The following is a 17,101-nucleotide window of genomic DNA, read 5'->3' as shown; positions in this document are numbered from 1 at the left end:
GCAATGCCGGTAGCTCGCGCACTTTTTGCCGGCACGCATCTCGAGAACGCCCCTCAGTGGTTGCTCGAGATCGAGGCGCTGACAATGGGCGGGTGGAAGCTCAGGCGCGGTCCCATGGTTCGTAAGGAGATGACCGGCGATCGGGGCCAGGGTCATCAAAACGAGTCGACGAAACGTGGGCGGCGGTCCTCGGTTACACCTCAATATCAGGTCGACCGGTTCGTCCGCATCTCCGAGCCCCGCCCAGCGCCGCGACCCAAGCTGTCGGCGCGGCATCATCATTTCGAGCAGAAGGTCATCCTCGCATCGGCCAAGGGGACCGTGTCGGTCGCCGAGCGACGCGCAGCCTATGGTGAGGCGTTCAACGCGACCAATTCTCTCGTCACCGAAGAGGTGCGAGCGACCAACGAGGCCTCATATACCGAGGGGCACAAAAGCACCGAGGCTGAACGCGTCGTCTATGTCACTGCCACCAACGGTGACAGTTACGACGAGCGCATGCGGTTTTGGGATCTCGCCAATGAGAATGCCCATTTCGTCGGCGAGCACACCGTTACCGTCACGACGCACGGCGTGGAGGAACCATGGGATCGGGCGACGCGCGACGCAACAATGCCGGATATGCTGCGCGAGGCAGCCGCCAAGGCGAAAGCGGACGCAGTCGGATCCGCGACGATCGCGGTCAACGACGCCGGTGTCGTCAAGCGTTGGCTTTCGAAGCGCACGCGTTCGTTCCCCGCTGAACTTCGGCCGCACATCGCCTTGAAGACGCCGCACAACAGTCGGATCGCCTATTCGATTGTCGGCCAATTCCCCCACGATATGTCACCCGATGGTATGCGCGGCTGTCTCGATAAGCTCGTCGGCGAGTTCACCGCACGGAAGATTCCCTGCCAGGCTGTCATCCACGAGCCCACCGCTAAGAACTCGAAGACAAACTGGCATTTTCATCTGCTCTACTATGCTGGTGAAGCCGAGCAGCTCGATAATGGTCGATGGAGCTTCGAGCGCGAATATAAGCGTGACGAGTGGGGAACCATGAAATGGGTCCCGCTTAAGCGCCTCGGGCGCAACGCGGAGGTAGCAGCCGATGATTGGGTTCCGAAGATCAAGGAGCGCTGGTCAGACATAATCAACGCGCAGGCCATCTCAGAGGGTATCGCTACGCGCTTCACAAATGAGACCAACGAAAAGCGAGGGCTGCCCAAGGCGCAGATCCGCTACTCACCCGGGCGGCAGGCGCTGCACACACAGGGCTATTTCACCGATACTGATGTCGAGCAAAATATTGCCTCGTGGCAAGACTGGCGAAGGCGCAAGCGAGCCCAGCTCCGTACACAGGTTCAGACAGTGCGGCGGGCATATGAACGCCTTCGCGATGACCCGCGGCTATCGGAACTGGAAGAACCCTCGCACAAGGATATCGGCAACCGTCTGAAACGAGGCCAGATGGTGCTCGACGAGGTCGATGCGCTCATCGACACTGCAGTTCATGCCGCCATGCTGCGGCACATGATGCTGAGCGGCCCCAACGACTCCATTGCGCACTATACCGGCGTCGACGAGGCGCTCAGCCAGAAGCCTCCCACAGCATCGCGAATAACCCGGCGCGCTTTCGCGCAGGAGGTGTGCGCCGCCGCACACACCCATCTTTTGGCGATCGAGCCGACCCAGAAGCGCCTCGCAGAACTGGAGGAGGCGTCGCTGCACAAATTGAAGGAAGCACACACCGCCCTGCGCGCATTCCTTCCCAGACTTGGCAATAAGATTGGCGAGGCGGTCGCGGGTTACCGCGACCAGGCTGCGGAAGTTGGGCACGCCCACACACTACTCACACCCACGATCTCGTTGAGAACTCACCAGGCAATGGCGGCGCATTTCGCATCGGGCAGAGGTATGGACTGACCCACCCTCAATCAGGGGGCAAAATGCCCATGCGCTTCAGAACAGCCTTCTAGCGGCACTTTCTGCGATCGAGAGAGGAGAGAGGAAAAGCCTCGCTGCGCTCGGTCGATTTCAAACAGGAAGTATCGACCATGACTCGCATCACCAACACTGCGCCAGCCATGACCGGCCGGTATCGCGCCGACGATCCAGACATCCGCATCCTGCACCGGGTGCCAACACTCGACAATTTTCCGCTTGCCGAGCGGCGATCCGATCCGGACCGTAGCCGTAGCCGTAGCCGTAGCCGTAGCCGTAGCCGTAGCCGTTGCCGTTGCCGTTGCCGACGTCGAAACGACGGCCGCGGACCCCCTAGTCGACAAAATCATCGACTTCGCAGTTGTCATAGTGGAGGAGGATCGCATCATGCGCCAGGTACCCGAACTGCGCGTCGGGCATGGGTATCTCGCAGAACTTGAGCGCGCCGTTCTGCGCGATTCGCCGCCAGCGTTTCAAAGGCATCGAACGATGCAGCGATTTTGGCGCTCTGGCTTGATAAGGACGCGGCCTGAAAACAGGCGGCGGCGAAACCATTCCCGCCGAGTTCGCGCGATTACAGTGGTAAGCAGCTTCGACGGTGACTGTGGCGCGTATCCGCCCTATACACACTATCTGACCGGGGGGCATCAGTGGGATGCAGGCCCCAACCGAGCAATTCAATGAACGCAGTAGAAATCGAAGAAGCCGTATCCGAGCTTGTCGCCCAGCCCTTCGAAGCGACAGAGTTTCCATTTCAGTTCATTACCGCCTTCGGGGCGAAGAAGACGACCGTCGACCGCCTTCGCAAGGGCGACAGCAACCAGTCGGACATTGGCGGGGTCCTCCAGCGCAACAACGTTCACATCGCCGTCGCGCCCTCCGGTCAGGTGCAGGACACGCTGGCGGCCCTGCGCGCCAGCCCAAAGACTGTGTCGCAGAAGGCCAAGTTCATCCTCACCACCGATGGCGAGACCGTCGAGGCCGAGGATCTGGTCGGCGGCGATGTGATCGCCTGCGCCTATGCCGACCTGCCGCGCTATTTCGCGACGTTTCTGCCGCTCGCGGGCATCTCCACTGTCAAAGAGATCAAAAACAATCCCGTCGACGTGAAGGCGACGGGGCGGCTCAACAAGCTCTACGTCACGCTGCTCAACGACAATCCGGACTGGGCAACCGAGGAGCGGCGGCACGAACTCAACCAGTTCATGGCGCGGCTGATCTTCTGCTATTTCGCCGAGGACACCGGCATCTTCAACGGCGAGGGGCTGTTCACCTCCACCGTGGCCAAGATGTCGGAGGCCGGGCACGGCAGCGGCGACGCGCAATGGGGCAATACGCACGAGGTGCTGCAGCACCTGTTTCTGGCGATGGAGACGCCGGTCAAGCACGAGGGCAATTTCGACGATCGCTACCGCCGCGCCGCCGGCATCCGCCCCTACGCCGACGTCTTCCCCTACGTGAACGGCGGGCTGTTCACTGCTGCTGGCGAATGCCCCCGGTTTAGCCGCACCGCCCGCGCTTATCTGCTCAGTGCCGGCGAACTCGACTGGAAGGAGATCAACCCGGACATCTTTGGGTCGATGATCCAGGCAGTCGCCGACGATGGCGAGCGTGGCGAGCTGGGCATGCACTATACCAGCGTGCCCAACATCTTGAAGGTGCTAAACCCGCTGTTCCTCGACGACCTGCGCGAGCAATTAGAGGCGGCAGGCGACAGCAAGCAGAAGCTGCGCAACCTGCGCAAGCGGCTGGCGAACATCCGGGTGTTCGACCCTGCTTGCGGATCGGGCAACTTCCTCGTCATCGCCTACAAGCAGATGCGCGCGATCGAGGCGGAGATCGTGGACCGGCTGGGCGGCGAGGCCAATCTGAAGCTGGACGAGCGCCGCAGCGTCATCCCCCTCTCCAATTTCTACGGTATCGAGATCAAGGGCTTCGCCGCCGAGATCGCCCGCCTCGCGCTGCTAATTGCCGAATTCCAGGCGGACTGCCTCTACCTTAGTCAGCAAGAGGCGCGTGCGATCGTGCTGCCGTTGCACAAGACGGGGCAGATCACAGTCGACAATGCCTTGAGACTGGATTGGTTAAAAATTTGCCCGCCGGAATCGATACCCGTGGCGGCGGAGCATGATCTTGCTGGCCCGACTGGACGACTGTTGTTGGAGGACAATGGCCTCGCAAGGGTGGATACGATCGAAACGTATATCTGCGGCAATCCTCCCTTCTCAGGAACGCGCAAGCAGTCTCTTGATCAAAAGTCCGACCTTGAGAGAGTATTTTCACCCATTTCAAAAAGCTGGAAGAACGTAGACTACGTAGGCGCGTGGTTTATGCAGGCCGCCATTTACAATACCCATTGCGCCGCCCCATTTGCTTTCGTTGCCACCAACAGTTTCTGCCAAGGGCAGCAGGTAGCCATCACGTGGCAACTTATATTTGATCGCGGCCTTGCTATCCGGTTTGCCCATACGTCGTTCGAATGGAAGAACTTAGCCGCAAATAAAGCGGGCGTGACGGTAGTGATCGTAGGGCTCGATTCTGGTGCGTCCGGCCGGCGAACGATCACGACGGATGATATAGTGCAGGAGGTGGAATACATAAATCCCTACCTGACTCATCATAACATCCGAGGTGTCAGCGCTGAAAGGTCATCTTTATCCGGGCTGCCGAAAATGGATTACGGAGTATATTACTCGAAATCTGAAGGGCTGATGCTGGATTTCGCGGAGCACGAACGTCTCGTGCAGAGCGGCTTTCCCTCACGCCTCCTTAAGCGATTTCTCGGATCTACCCAGTTCATCAACGGGGTAGAGCGTTACTGCCTTTGGTTAGGGGACGGTGATGTTGAGGAGGCATGTTCCTTTCCTGATATTAGAGAGCGCATTGAGCGTGTTAGGCGGGATCGGATCGAAACAACGGATGTCGCGGTAAACAAATTAGCCGAAAGACCGTATCAATTTCGAGAGCGCAAGGGTGACGATCCGAGCAAAATCTTCGTGCCCATCGTTTCATCGGTTAACAGGCCGTATCTTCCCTGCGGTATAGCAGGAGAGGATGTTATTCCTTCCAATAAGGCGTTCTATATAGCTGGTGGCCCATTGTGGACCCTAGCTATCCTTACTTCCAGATTACACCTATGTTGGATCGCAACGGTCTGCGGACATCTGCGTAACGATTATTCATATTCCAACATTCTTGGATGGAATACATTTCCCGCACCGATCATGACTGATCAGGACAAAGCGGACCTGAAGCGATGTGCGGAAAACATTTTATTAGCACGCGAGGCTCAATTTCCGTCCTCAATCGCCAACGTTTACGATTTGGATGAGATTTCAACTGACCTCCGCCGCGCACATGAGGAGAATGACGAGGTGCTGGAGCGCATCTATATCGGCCGCCGCTTCCGCAACGATACCGAGCGGCTGGAAAAGCTGTTTGAGATGTATACCAAAATGACTGAGAGTCGAGCGAAGCCAGGCAAGGGTCGGAAAGCGGCATGAGCGACGCTGACCGACGACCGGGCTGGGACCGGCAGGCAATAATGGCCATCGCGGCTCGTGACTATGGCGGCCTTCCAGCCCTGTTCGCTCACCACGGCTGGGACCCTGGTGAAAAAAGCCTGAGCCAAATCGTATCTACCCTCGTCGTCAGCTCGTATGGCTCGGTAAAAGCGTTTCAACGGGCGCATCCAGTCGAGCTACCCGGTCCGCTGGATATCATTCGTGCGGAGCAGCCAGATGCGTGGCTGACGAGCTTCTACGGCTTCGCGCCGCGCAACTGGGGCTTTCTCGGCTTTACTGAGGAACGCATGCGCGACAGTTTCATTCGGCGCAGCAAGCCGGGCGCATTGGTGGTCATCTATGCGGCGTCCGGCGGTCAACCGAACGAGCGTGGCAAAATCTTGGGCGTTCAGCAGGTCAGCCATCGCATCGGCGACGCGCAAGAATTCATGACCCCGCATGCATGGCAGGAGAAGCAGGCTAACTTCGAGCGTCGCGGCAAGTGGAATTACGCTGTGCAGGCGGTGCGGGCCTGGCGCGTGACACCGGAGACTAGGCCGACCGTTGCGAAATTTGCGCCTATCACTTTCACGCCCGGTCGTGGGCAGGTGATCGGCGCACAGGGCATGCGGCTGGACCGCACTGAAGCCATGCGCCTGCTCGACCTGGACTTCGAAGAGGTGGAGGTGTTCGGCGGCGGGACCATCCATCACGCCGCCGCAGGCCCCGCTGCAGACGTGCTGAAGCCGAGCCAGCCGGGGCCCGTCTCAAGCACCCCGCATATGGTGCGCGAAGCGGAAGGGCCAAAGCACCTATACGTTCTACGGCTTGACGGCAATGTGCATCACGCAATGGGTCGTGACGTGGAAGATCGAGCGATTGTGAAGGTCGGCTTATCGCGGAGCCCCTCCACGCGGTGCGAGGACCACAATCGGACCTTGCCGCAATGCGCTTTTCGCTGGTCGGTGGAGCGCTCGACCTTCCTTGAGGGCCGGGAGCCATTCCCGTCCTCAGTTCCGGCGCTCGCCGGTGAGCAGGTCATGAAGGACTGGCTTGAGCGATATGGGGAATCCCTGGGCGGCGAGTTCTTTCTCGCAGACCAGGATCAGGTGGAGCGCGCCTGGCGGCGCGGTGTCGAAGCGGCAGAAAAGAAGAGCAAGTGACCACACACACCATTCCCGGCATCAGCCTCGCCACTGCACACACCGGTGCGTCGGCCAAAGCGAATGAACTCGGCATGCGACCGATGCAGGCCCGCGCCTATAGCCATCGTGGCGAGCGATATCTGCTGATCAAGTCGCCCCCCGCCTCGGGCAAGTCCCGCGCGCTGATGTTCATTGCACTCGACAAGCTGCACAATCAGGGCGTCACGCAGGCGATAATCGTTGTGCCGGAGCGATCGATCGGCGGCAGTTTCGCCGACGAGCCGCTGAGCAAGTATGGCTTTTGGGCAGACTGGAGGGTCAAGCCGCATTGGAACATGTGCAACGTCCCCGGCGCCGACGACGTGAAAGTCGCTAAATCGAAGGTGAAGGCAGTCGGAGAGTTTCTTGCCAGCGGCGATCCGGTGCTGGTTTGCACACACGCCACCTTCCGCTTCGCGCTCGCCGAACTGGGGATTGAGGCCTTTGACGGCCGGCTGATTGCGGTAGACGAATTCCACCACGTCTCGGCCGATCCAGACAACCGGCTGGGCGCACTGCTCGGCCAGCTGATCACGCGTGACAAGGTGCATCTGGTCGCGATGACAGGGAGCTATTTCCGTGGCGATGCTGTCGCTGTGCTGACCCCGGAGGACGAGGCCAAGTTCACAACCGTCACCTACACATACTATGAGCAGCTGAACGGCTATGAGTATCTCAAGACGCTCGACATCGCTTACAGCTTCTACACCGGGCGCTATATCGACAAAATCAATGATCTACTCGACCCGATGGTCAAGACAATCATTCATATTCCCAGCGTCAATTCGCGTGAGAGCACCAAGGACAAGCACCGCGAGGTGGAGGAGATCATGGATCACCTTGGAAAGTGGATCGGGCCTGACCCGGCCACCGGCTTTCACTTGATCGAGACGGCCGCGGGCAACACGATCAAGGTTGCCGATCTGGTCGATGACGATCCGGCTACGCGGGATCGCGTGTCATCAGCCCTTAAAAGCACCGAGGCCCGCACCAATCGTGATCACGTCGATATCATCATCGCGCTCGGTATGGCCAAGGAAGGTTTTGACTGGATTTGGTGCGAGCACGCGCTGACGGTCGGCTATCGCTCAAGCCTGACCGAGATAATTCAGATAATCGGACGCGCCACGCGCGATGCGCCGGGTAAGACGGTGGCCCGCTTCACTAACCTGATTGCCGAGCCTGCCGCCGCCGACGACCTTGTGGCCGATGCCGTCAACGACACGCTCAAAGCGATCGCAGCGAGTTTGCTGATGGAGCAGGTGTTGGCGCCGCGCTTTGAGTTCACGGCCAAGTATGTCGGTCCAAAGGAAGGCTTCGATTATGGTCCCGGCGGCTATCGCGAAGGCGAGGCTAATGTCGGCGTCAACGAGGAACGCGGCCAGTTTCACTTCGAGCTGAAGGGACTGGTCGAGCCGACCACACCCGAGGCGAAGCGCATCTGCCAGGAAGACCTGAACGAGGTCATAACCAGCTTCATCCAAGACAAGCAGGCGATCGAGCGCGGCCTGTTCGACCCTGAAGTGGTGCCCGAAGAACTGACTGTTGTCCGGATGGGGAAAATTGTGCGCGAGCGCTATCCTGAGCTCAGCGACACAGATCAGGAAGCTGTCCGGCAACATGCCATCGCTGCGCTAAACATCACGCAGCAGGCGGCAAAGGTCATCAGCGAGACGGCAAGCGACGACGGAACGGGCGAGCTCAACGCGAACACGTCATTTGTCGATGGCGTTCGCAAATTCATGAACGTGCGCGAACTCGACATCGACTTGATCGACCACATCAATCCTTTCGACGCGGCCGTGGCCATCCTCGCCAAGGCAATGAATGCGGGTCTGCTGCGGCAGGTGCAGGCGGCGATCACCGCCCGGAAGACGACGCTCTCCGAGGAGGAGGCGCGCGCCTATGCCGTTCGCGCTGTGCAATGGAAGCGCGAGCGCGGCCGCGCGCCCGACGTTACGTCGCAGGACCCCTGGGAGCGTCAGCTTGCCGAGGGTGTTGCCGCTTTCGCCCGCTATCGCGCCCGGGCCGCCGCCAATGCCTGAGATGACCGACGCTGATATTCTCTCCGAGTTGGGCGTCGATCTGGCACCCAAGGAGGATCGCGCGCGCACGCCCCGTGAGGAGCGTATTATCGCCGGCTTCGAGGACATCATTAAGTTTCGCCAGGAGCATGGCCGTGCGCCAGAGCATGGAGAGGGCAGTGAAATCTTCGAGCGTATCTACGCGGTGCGGCTCGGTCAGTTGCGCGCGCTGCCGGAAAGCCACGAGCTACTCGCCGAGATGGACAGGTACAATTTTTTGGGGGGCGGCAGTGCGACAGCCCCCGCCCCGCTAGAGGATCTGGACGATAGCGCGCTGCTGGCCGAATTGGGCGTCGACGACGCGTCGACGTCCGAAGACATCACACAGCTGCGCAACGTTCGCTCAAATAGCGAGCGCAAAGCGGCCGAGGAAATCGCGAGCGCTGAGCGGTGCGAGGACTTCGCGATCTTTAAGCCGCTTTTCGACCGCATCGAGGCCGATCTAGCGTCAGGCGCGCGAGTTACGCGACCGTTCGGTCGGGACGCCGGGATCGACCAGAGCGATTTCTTCATCTTGCGCGGCCAACTCGCCTATGTAGCCGAGGTCGGTGATCTCACCAAAGCTCCTAATGGACAGAATGACGCGCGGCTGCGCGTGATCTATTCGAACGGCACCGAGAGCAATCTGCTGCGCTGGTCGCTCCAGCGAGCGCTCTACAAGGATGAGAGCGGCCGCCGTGTGACCGAGCCGGATGCGGGGCCCCTGTTCGATGGTGCAGCAGATGACCCTGACTTCCTGTTCACCGGAACGCTCTATGTCCTGCGCAGCCGGTCGACCCATCCTAAGATCGCCGCGCACCGAGATCTGATCCACAAGATTGGCATAACCGGCGGCTCGGTCGAATCGCGGATTGCCGGAGCTCTCGACGACGCAACGTATCTTCTCGCCGGCGTTGACGTTGTTGCAACTTACAAACTGTTCGACGTCAATCGACCCCGTCTCGAACGGCTCATCCACCACGTCCTCGAAAACGTGCGGTTCGAAGTCGAGATTCCGGATCGCTTTGGAAAGCTCGTGCGCCCGCGCGAGTGGTTCCTTGTTCCTTTGTCTGTAATCGATGAGATCGTGCAGCGCATTGCGGACGGAACACTTGTCGACTATACCTATGACCGCACGCATGCGGCCCTGGTGAATGGGACCGGTTGAAGCCTCTTCGAACACACAAATGAGGTGTAGCTGCTGCTTGGAGGAGGCCTGGCTAGGCTATCCGCATCGTAACGGAAGCGACGATCGGCCGTTAATTTTTGTATTAAGTCAAACAGAGCGATGGATTGACCGCGTGCGGCCGACGTGAGATTCTGAATCAAAGGAGCTGCGACTGATGGGCGATTTGAGCAAATGCTGGGCAAGCGCATCCGCCGTATCATCTAACGTGTTGATTAGTCAGCCGAAATATGACGCCTGTCACTGCATTGACATCGCAGGGGTCGCAAGTTCAATCCTTGCCACGCCCACCATTAAAAACCCCGCCGTGCAGCGCACTGGCGGGGTTTTTATATTCCGGCGTGAAAAACGGGATCAGCCCGGATCGACAGCGAAGACAGTGACGCCTTCATATTTCGGGTCCTTGGGATCGTAGAGCGGCATACGGTCGAACGGGGTATTGGTAATAAGGACATCCTTAAGCCCGGCCAGCTTGAACGTGCCGAGCTTTAACTCACGGGGCGGCTGCCCTTCGCGTTCGACGGTCACGGCGTCGAGATACAGCTCGTCATGGCGTGTGTAGAGAATGTGCGGAGCCAGCATCGCGACGGTGCGATTATAAGTTGCCTGCACGCATTTGCGCAGCGCGATGGCCTCGAAAAAGATGCGGTTCGTATCCATGCGTTCAAATTGTTCGCTGCGACGCGGATGTCCAGCGCTTTTTGTGCGTCGCAGCACTGATTAGCGCATAATTCCGATCATTTTGGCGCAATGGGAGGATAGGCGACGCCCAGCTGTTCCAGATAGCTGCCATATTTCGACGGATCGTAATAAAATTGCTCCATCTTTGGGCGCATCCGCGACATGATTTCCGTATTGAGGAAGATGGCGGGCTTGTCCTCCGGCGTCAGCGCGGGATCGTATTTCTCGTCCTTGAACTGGACGGTCTGCTGATAGTCCTTTGCCTTGGCAATCAGCGCAGGCGTCGTCATCAGGTCGAGGACGGTCAGCGCGACAGCCTTTGCGCCTGCCACGGCGCCCTTGTGCGCGATGGGCGTCGCCATCGCCATTGCCGAGGTCACATGATGGCCGATGGTGTTGGGAATGTTGGACGGAAAACCAATCGTGATCGTGGGCACCGTCCACATGACATCGCCGATGTCATCCGACCCGCCAAAGTTCGCGCTGCCGCGCGTCTCGGGTGTCGACAGGGGCGTGATCTGGCTGTCGAGGGGTTTGAGTTTGAAATCATTTTCGGTCTGGACCATCTTGGCAAATGTCTGATCCGCGGCGCTCCATTTGGGCATTCCGACCATCTGAATATTGGCATAGGCAGCTTCGGCCAGCGGCTTGTTGCCGTAATTGGGTGCGGCATAGCCCAGCACCTTGCGGGAGACGGTAGTGCCGGTCGCCTGCGCCGCCGCTTCCGACACGGTATTGCCGGTAGCGAACAGATCTTTGATCGATTTGAAGTCTTTCTCGCGGAAATAATACCAGACCGAGGCGACGCCCGGCACGATGTTGGGCTGTCCACCGCCATTGGTGATGACATAATGCGACCGCTGGCTGAGCGGCAGATGTTCGCGCCGGAAATTCCAGGCAGCATCCATCCATTCGACAGCGTCGAGCGCGCTACGGCCATTCCACGGCGCAGCGCCATGCGCAGTCTTGCCGTGGAAGGTATATTCGACTGAGACCATGCCGTTGAGGCCCAGATTGCCATAGCCGGTGCCGAAACCAGAACTGACATGGGTAAAGATCGAGGCATCGACCCCCTTGAACATGCCATCGCGGACATAGAACGCCTTGGTCGCCAGCAGTTCCTCTGCCACGCCGGGCCACAGCATCAGGCGGCCCTTGATGTTGTTCTTGACCATCACGTCCTTGGCAGCGAGCGCGGCAGCAATCATCAGCGGCATACCCGAATTATGCCCTTCGCCATGACCCGGCGCGCCTTCCACCTGCGGCACGATCTTTGCGGAGCCGGGTGCCTGCGACAGGCCCAGCAGCCCGTCGATATCGCTGCCGAGCGCGATCAGCGGACCGCCCTCCCCCCATGTCGCCGTCCATGCCGTCGGGATTCCGGCGGCGCCGCGGGTGATCGTGAAGCCGTTCTTTTCAAGAATGCCGGTCAGATATTCCGACGTCTTGACCTCCTGAAACCCCGGCTCGGCGAAGCTGAACACCGAATCGACCATTTCCTGCACCAGCTTTGCGCGGGCATCGACCTCCACGATGGCTGCCTTTTTCAGCGCGGGACTGGCCTGCGCACAGGCCGTTTGCGGCGCGGTGAAGGCGCTGGCGGCGAGAAGCAGGGCGGCGCAGGAGGAAAGGGTTTTGGTCATGAGAGGCGCTTTCGGTAGATGTGGGCGGCAGCTTTGGGAAAGACAGCAAAGCCCCCGGCGAAGCGATCCGCCGGGGGTTGGTCAGTGCTTATTTGCCGGTCTTGAGGTCGGGATAGGTGATGCCGAGTTGTTCCAGATAGCTGCTGTACTTCGACGGATCGTAGTAGAATTTCTCCATCTTCGGCCGCATCTGCACCATGATATCGTGGTTGAGGTGGATGGCGGGCTGATCCTCTGCGGTCAGCACGGGATCGTATTTCTCGTCCTTGAACTGGACGGTCTGCTGATACTCCTTCGCCTTTGCGATGAGCGCGGGGGTGGTCAGCAGGTCGAGCACGGTCAGCGCCACGGCCTTGGCACCGGCAACCGCGCCCTTGTGTGCAATCGGCGTCGCCATCGCGAAAGCGGATTGGACATTGTGGCCGATCATGCTGGGAATGTTGGAGGGGAAGCGGATGGTGATGGTCGGCACCGTCCACATGATGTCGCCAATATCGTCCGACCCGCCGCCCATAGACGGCCCGCGTGTTTCGGGGGTAGAAAGCGGCGGGATTGTGGTGGGCAGCGGTGCAATCGGCTGATCGTTGGCGGTCTGCGCGGCCTTGGCGAATGCCTGATCGTCCGCCGTCCATTTCGGCAGGCCGACCATCTGGATGTTCTTGTACGCCGCTTCGGCCATCGGCTTATTGCCGAAATTGGGTGCGGCGTAGCCCAGAATGCGCTTGGTCACGGTCGTACCGGTCGCCTTGGCGGCCGCTTCGGCGATGGTGGTGCCGGTTTCGTAAAGCGCACGGATCGACTTGAAATTCTGTTCGCGGAAATAATACCAGACAGAGGCGACGCCCGGCACGATATTGGGCTGTCCGCCTCCGTTGGTGATGACGTAATGCGACCGCTGCGTCAGCGGCAGATGCTCACGCCGCATGTTCCAGGCCAGATCCATCAATTCGACGCCGTCCAGCGCGCTGCGCCCGGACCAGGGTTGTCCGGCAGCATGCGCGGTCTTGCCCTTGAACGTATATTCGACCGAGACCATGCCGTTATTGCCGCTGTCGCCATAGCCTGTGCCGAAGTTCGATCCGACATGGGTGAAGATCGACGCATCGACATTCTTGAACATGCCAGCGCGCACGAAATAAGCCTTGGTCGCCAGCAATTCTTCCGCGACGCCCGGCCACAGCATCAACCGACCCTTGATGTTGTTCTTGACCATCACATCCTTGGTCGCCAGCGCGGCGGCGACGATGAGCGGCATACCGGAGTTATGTCCTTCGCCATGACCCGGCGCACCTTCCACCATTGGCTTTACGACCGGCGATCCGGGATATTGTGACAATCCGAGCAGACCGTCGATGTCGCTGCCCAGCGCGATCATTGGGCCTTCGGTGCCCCAGGTTGCCGTCCACGCCGTAGGGATGCCCGCGACGCCATGCGTGATGGTGAAGCCGTTCTTTTCGAGAATGGCAGTCAGATATTCCGAAGTCCTGAATTCCTGAAAGCCCGGTTCGGCAAAGCTGAACACGGAATCCACCATTTCCTGCACCAGCTTTGCGCGGGCATCGACGCCAGCCATCGCTTCTTTTTTCAGCTTCGGGCTGGCCTCGGCATGGGCGGACTGGAACGGCGCGGCCAATGCGGCAGTCGCCAGCAAACTGGCCATTAATGTCGTGCGTGTCAGGGTCATTGTTCATCCTCCGGGGCAGAAATCGGCCCGTTTGCCAGGCCGTTGTGAGCGACAGTTACGTTCAGGGAAATGCGGCAGAGCCGGACCGGGCGAGAAGGGGAGAGCGCCCGGTCGGCGTGCTGCTCCACATCAGATCGCCAGGCGAACGCCCATGCGGAATACGCGGCCAAGCACATCGTAGAGACTGCGATTGGTCTGCGGATAGGCAGGTGTGTTGTTGCCGGTCGGGCCGTTGCCGACATTGACCGGATCGGTATTGAGTATGTTGCGGATCGATATGAATGCCTGCATCTTGGCGTTGCTGACTTCAAACGAGTAGCTCGTGTTGAAATCGAGGTAGAAGGCACCGGGGATCTTGTTCCGGTTGATGGTGCGATTATCCGCTGTAGAGACGGGGCAATCGGTCGAGCAGACGACATAATTGTTGTTGTAGACACCGCCGCTGACGCCGCGACCGACGAACTGGAACGCAATGCTGTCATTGTCGTAGCCAGCGGTCAGACGGTAGGTCCAGTCCGGCAGACTTCCGGTGTTCTCGCCTGCACTATCGGTATCTAGCGTCACGCCGTTCTTGGTGGTCAATTCCAACGCACGGCTGGCAAGGGCGCGGAGCGTGATGTTGCCACCGAAAGCGGGACGGCGATAGCTGGCTTCGAAATCGATACCGCGTGTCTTTACGCTGACGAAGTTGGTCGGCTTGATTTCGATGCTGGTGACGGCAAGGCCCGGTGTCGTGACGCCGCGACCGCCCGTGGTGGAAATGAACGTACAGGCCGCTGCGATGTTCTGGAGATAGCACTGATCCGTCAGAGTCTGTGCCGTCAACGATGAGATCGCATCCTTCAGCGTGATGTCGTAATAATCGACAGACAGAGCAAGACCCGGCAGGAAAGTGGGCGTTACGATGACACCTGCGCCATAAGTCTTGGCGACTTCGGGGCGCAGATTGGCATTGCCGACAGTCGACTCGTTGAACTGGTTCGCGGCGACCGTGCCGTTCGCCTGCGGCACGTTGACGGTGTTGGTGCGGCCCGTGCCCGGTGCGAACAACTCCGACAGGTTGGGCGCGCGAATGTCGCGGGATACGGTGCCGCGGAACTTGATGTCGTCAATCGCCTGCCATGTCAGGCCAGCCTTCCAGGTCTTGACCGTACCCGAAGTAGAATAGTCGGTGATGCGGAAGGCGCCGTTGAAATCCATGCCTTTGAAGATAGGCACGATGGTTTCGACATAGGCTTCCTTCACATTGTATCGGCCCTTGGTGGGCAAATAGTTGCCGTAGATCCAGGTGCCAGTGGTTACACCGTTGGAGACGCTCGGTTGAAAGAGCGGATCGACAAAGCCGGTCACCGATTCCTTGCGATATTCGCCACCAAAGGCGATCGAGACTGGCCCAGCCCACATATCGAACAGATTGTTGGTGGAGAAGTTGAACGCCGCCACTTCCTGCTTGAGATTTTGCGTACGAAGCGGCTGTGCGCCGATGTCGTTGTACAGCACATAGTTGACCGCCGCCTGAGACGCGCCGCCCACGCCGATACGGTTCAGCGGAATACAGCCATTGGTCGGGCTGGTCAGGGTCGAGCGGCAGACGATGGTGCCTGCTGCGATGCCCGCTGCGTTACCGGCCGGCGCGACGACGGCATCCGTGGCCAGATTCATGCGCTGGATATTCCAAGCGTTGGTCAGCAGCTCACGTGTCTTGGTCTGCCCGTATTGATAATAAGCGTCCCAGCTCCATTCCTTTCCGAACACACCGAAATCGCCGTTGGCACCCACGACATAGCGGCCGACTTCACGCTCGTTATCGCTGCCCTGCGGCGGAATTTCGACGTTGCTGGTGCCGATCTGAATCGAGCTGAGGTTGTTCGCGACCATCGCTGCACGCACGGAGTCGGGCAGATAGGCATTGTCGCGCTGGATCGTCACGCCGGTTGTCGGGGTCTGCTGATAGAAGCTTTTGCCGGTGTAGTAGCTGTACGACAGTTGGCCGTACAACTCGAAAGCAGGTGAAAATTCGTAGCTTACGCGGCCAAAGGCGCTGGCGCGTCTTTCCGAAGGCAGCAGCGTTGCGCTGCCGCGATGGCCTGCGGTCGTGATGTCGGTGTCGCCGCCGAGCATCCACTGCCCGCTGGTGGCGCCGAAGTTAAGTTGATTGACCGTCGCCTTGCCGGTTGCCGGATTGACGCTGCCAAAATAGTTGCCGAACACTGAGGCCAAAGCTGCGCCAGTTGCGGGGATGAAACGCGGACCTGTGGGGCTGGGGTTGGGAACCATAGCGCCGGTTATCAAGCCGCCGGGCGTGAACTGGCCGGTGCCGATACCGTCTGACACGATATATTCCGGTACGCAGGGGGTGTTGAGCGATGCAGCATCGCGACAGGTTGCTGCGCTGTAGGCCGGATTATTGGCCAGGAAATAGCCACTTTCGTTCCAGTCACGATCAATCGTCTGGATGCCTTTTTGCGTGAAATATTCGCCGCTCAGCAGGATGTGGCCCTTGCCGTCAGCGAATTCCTTGCCGCCCGTGGCGCTGAATTTGTGGTTGGGCCCATCGCCATAGGTGGTGACGCCATGCTCATACTCAGCCTTGAAACCTTTGAATTCCTTGTCGAGAATGAAGTTCACGACGCCCGATACGGCGTCCGACCCATAAGCGGAGGACGCGCCGCCGGTCACCACTTCGACACGCGCAATCAGCGCCTGCGGGAAGGTGTTGACGTCGACCTGCCCCGTGGTTGTGGATGCGACAGAACGTTGGCCGTCGAACAATACCAAGGTGCGGTTCGCACCCAGGTTGCGCAGGTTGACGCTGTTGATACCCGCAGCACCGTTCGAGAGCGATCCGTTGCTGCTGGCCGCGGTGCCGCTACCGCGCACCGCCGGAAGTGTGTTCACGAAGTCGGAAATATTGGCGGGCGCTTCGGACTTCAGTTCCTTGGTGCTGATGACGCTGACCGGTGTCGGCGCGTCATAGCCATCGCGGACGATGCGCGATCCGGTGACGGTGATGTCCATCGATTCCGACGCAGGTTCGTCAATTTCAGGTGCTGGAGCTACATCCTGCGCATCAGCGGTTTGCGCCGCAAGGCAGAAGGCGGCCGTGCCGATAGTTGCGAGCAGGCTCAGTCTACCGCGCTGTTTGGTCTGTGCACGGCTTGTTACCGTTGAATATTGCAGAACGCCCATATTATTTTATCCCCCTGGATCAATAATGCTGGCCTTCCGACATCC

11 protein-coding genes are annotated in these 17,101 nt (G+C 59.5%); 5 read left to right on the top strand and 6 right to left on the bottom strand.

What is annotated here, in order from left to right; all coding sequences use genetic code 11:
- Positions 1-3: 3 nt before the first annotated feature.
- Positions 4-1,905 (top strand): hypothetical protein, encoded by a 1,902-nt coding sequence (locus tag QMG56_RS04310; protein WP_281821352.1) that lies wholly within the window; start codon positions 4-6, stop codon positions 1,903-1,905.
- 11 nt (positions 1,906-1,916) lie between these two features.
- Here QMG56_RS04310 and QMG56_RS04305 read toward each other — a convergent pair whose 3' ends face one another.
- Positions 1,917-2,273 (bottom strand): hypothetical protein, encoded by a 357-nt coding sequence (locus tag QMG56_RS04305; protein ID WP_281821350.1) that lies wholly within the window; start codon positions 2,271-2,273, stop codon positions 1,917-1,919.
- Positions 2,257-2,478, bottom strand: coding sequence for a hypothetical protein (locus QMG56_RS04300; protein ID WP_281821349.1), 222 nt, complete (start codon positions 2,476-2,478; stop codon positions 2,257-2,259). The genes QMG56_RS04305 and QMG56_RS04300 overlap by 17 nt, the downstream gene beginning before the upstream one ends.
- A 125-nt stretch (positions 2,479-2,603) precedes the next feature.
- On the opposite strand from QMG56_RS04300, the gene QMG56_RS04295 reads away from it, so the two are divergent.
- From QMG56_RS04295 to QMG56_RS04280, 4 genes are read left to right on the top strand one after another with little or no spacing between them, the layout of a single operon-like run.
- On the top strand, positions 2,604-5,426 hold the full coding sequence (locus QMG56_RS04295) for a DNA methyltransferase (RefSeq protein WP_281821348.1): 2,823 nt from the start codon (positions 2,604-2,606) through the stop codon (positions 5,424-5,426).
- Positions 5,423-6,589 carry a hypothetical protein gene (locus QMG56_RS04290; RefSeq protein ID WP_281821347.1) on the top strand — a complete coding sequence of 389 codons (1,167 nt, stop codon included), beginning with the start codon at positions 5,423-5,425 and terminating at the stop codon, positions 6,587-6,589. The genes QMG56_RS04295 and QMG56_RS04290 overlap by 4 nt, the downstream gene beginning before the upstream one ends.
- The gene (locus tag QMG56_RS04285) at positions 6,586-8,655 is read left to right on the top strand and encodes a DEAD/DEAH box helicase (RefSeq protein ID WP_281821346.1); all 2,070 of its coding nucleotides are present in this window, start codon (positions 6,586-6,588) and stop codon (positions 8,653-8,655) included. The genes QMG56_RS04290 and QMG56_RS04285 overlap by 4 nt, the downstream gene beginning before the upstream one ends.
- A gap of 1 nt (position 8,656) precedes the next feature.
- Positions 8,657-9,841 (top strand): GIY-YIG nuclease family protein, encoded by a 1,185-nt coding sequence (locus QMG56_RS04280; protein WP_281821345.1) that lies wholly within the window; start codon positions 8,657-8,659, stop codon positions 9,839-9,841.
- Between the two features lie 372 nt (positions 9,842-10,213).
- Here QMG56_RS04280 and QMG56_RS04275 read toward each other — a convergent pair whose 3' ends face one another.
- The 4 genes from QMG56_RS04275 to QMG56_RS04260 form a co-directional block, all read right to left on the bottom strand.
- Complete coding sequence (locus QMG56_RS04275) at positions 10,214-10,519, bottom strand: hypothetical protein (RefSeq protein WP_230186678.1); 306 nt, start codon at positions 10,517-10,519, stop codon at positions 10,214-10,216.
- A 77-nt stretch (positions 10,520-10,596) separates the two neighbouring features.
- Complete coding sequence (locus QMG56_RS04270; RefSeq protein ID WP_281821344.1) at positions 10,597-12,183, bottom strand: amidohydrolase; 1,587 nt, start codon at positions 12,181-12,183, stop codon at positions 10,597-10,599.
- A gap of 88 nt (positions 12,184-12,271) precedes the next feature.
- Positions 12,272-13,867, bottom strand: coding sequence for an amidohydrolase (locus QMG56_RS04265; RefSeq protein WP_281821342.1), 1,596 nt, complete (start codon positions 13,865-13,867; stop codon positions 12,272-12,274).
- A gap of 129 nt (positions 13,868-13,996) precedes the next feature.
- Positions 13,997-17,056: a TonB-dependent siderophore receptor gene (locus QMG56_RS04260; protein ID WP_281821341.1), complete on the bottom strand. Its 3,060-nt coding sequence runs from the start codon at positions 17,054-17,056 to the stop codon at positions 13,997-13,999.
- Positions 17,057-17,101 lie beyond the last annotated feature (45 nt).

This window comes from Sphingobium sp. BS19, assembly GCF_027925545.1.
Classification (GTDB): Bacteria; Pseudomonadota; Alphaproteobacteria; order Sphingomonadales; family Sphingomonadaceae; genus Sphingobium.
Note: the sequence above shows the minus strand (reverse complement) of the source record. Positions and strands in the feature narration are given on the sequence as shown.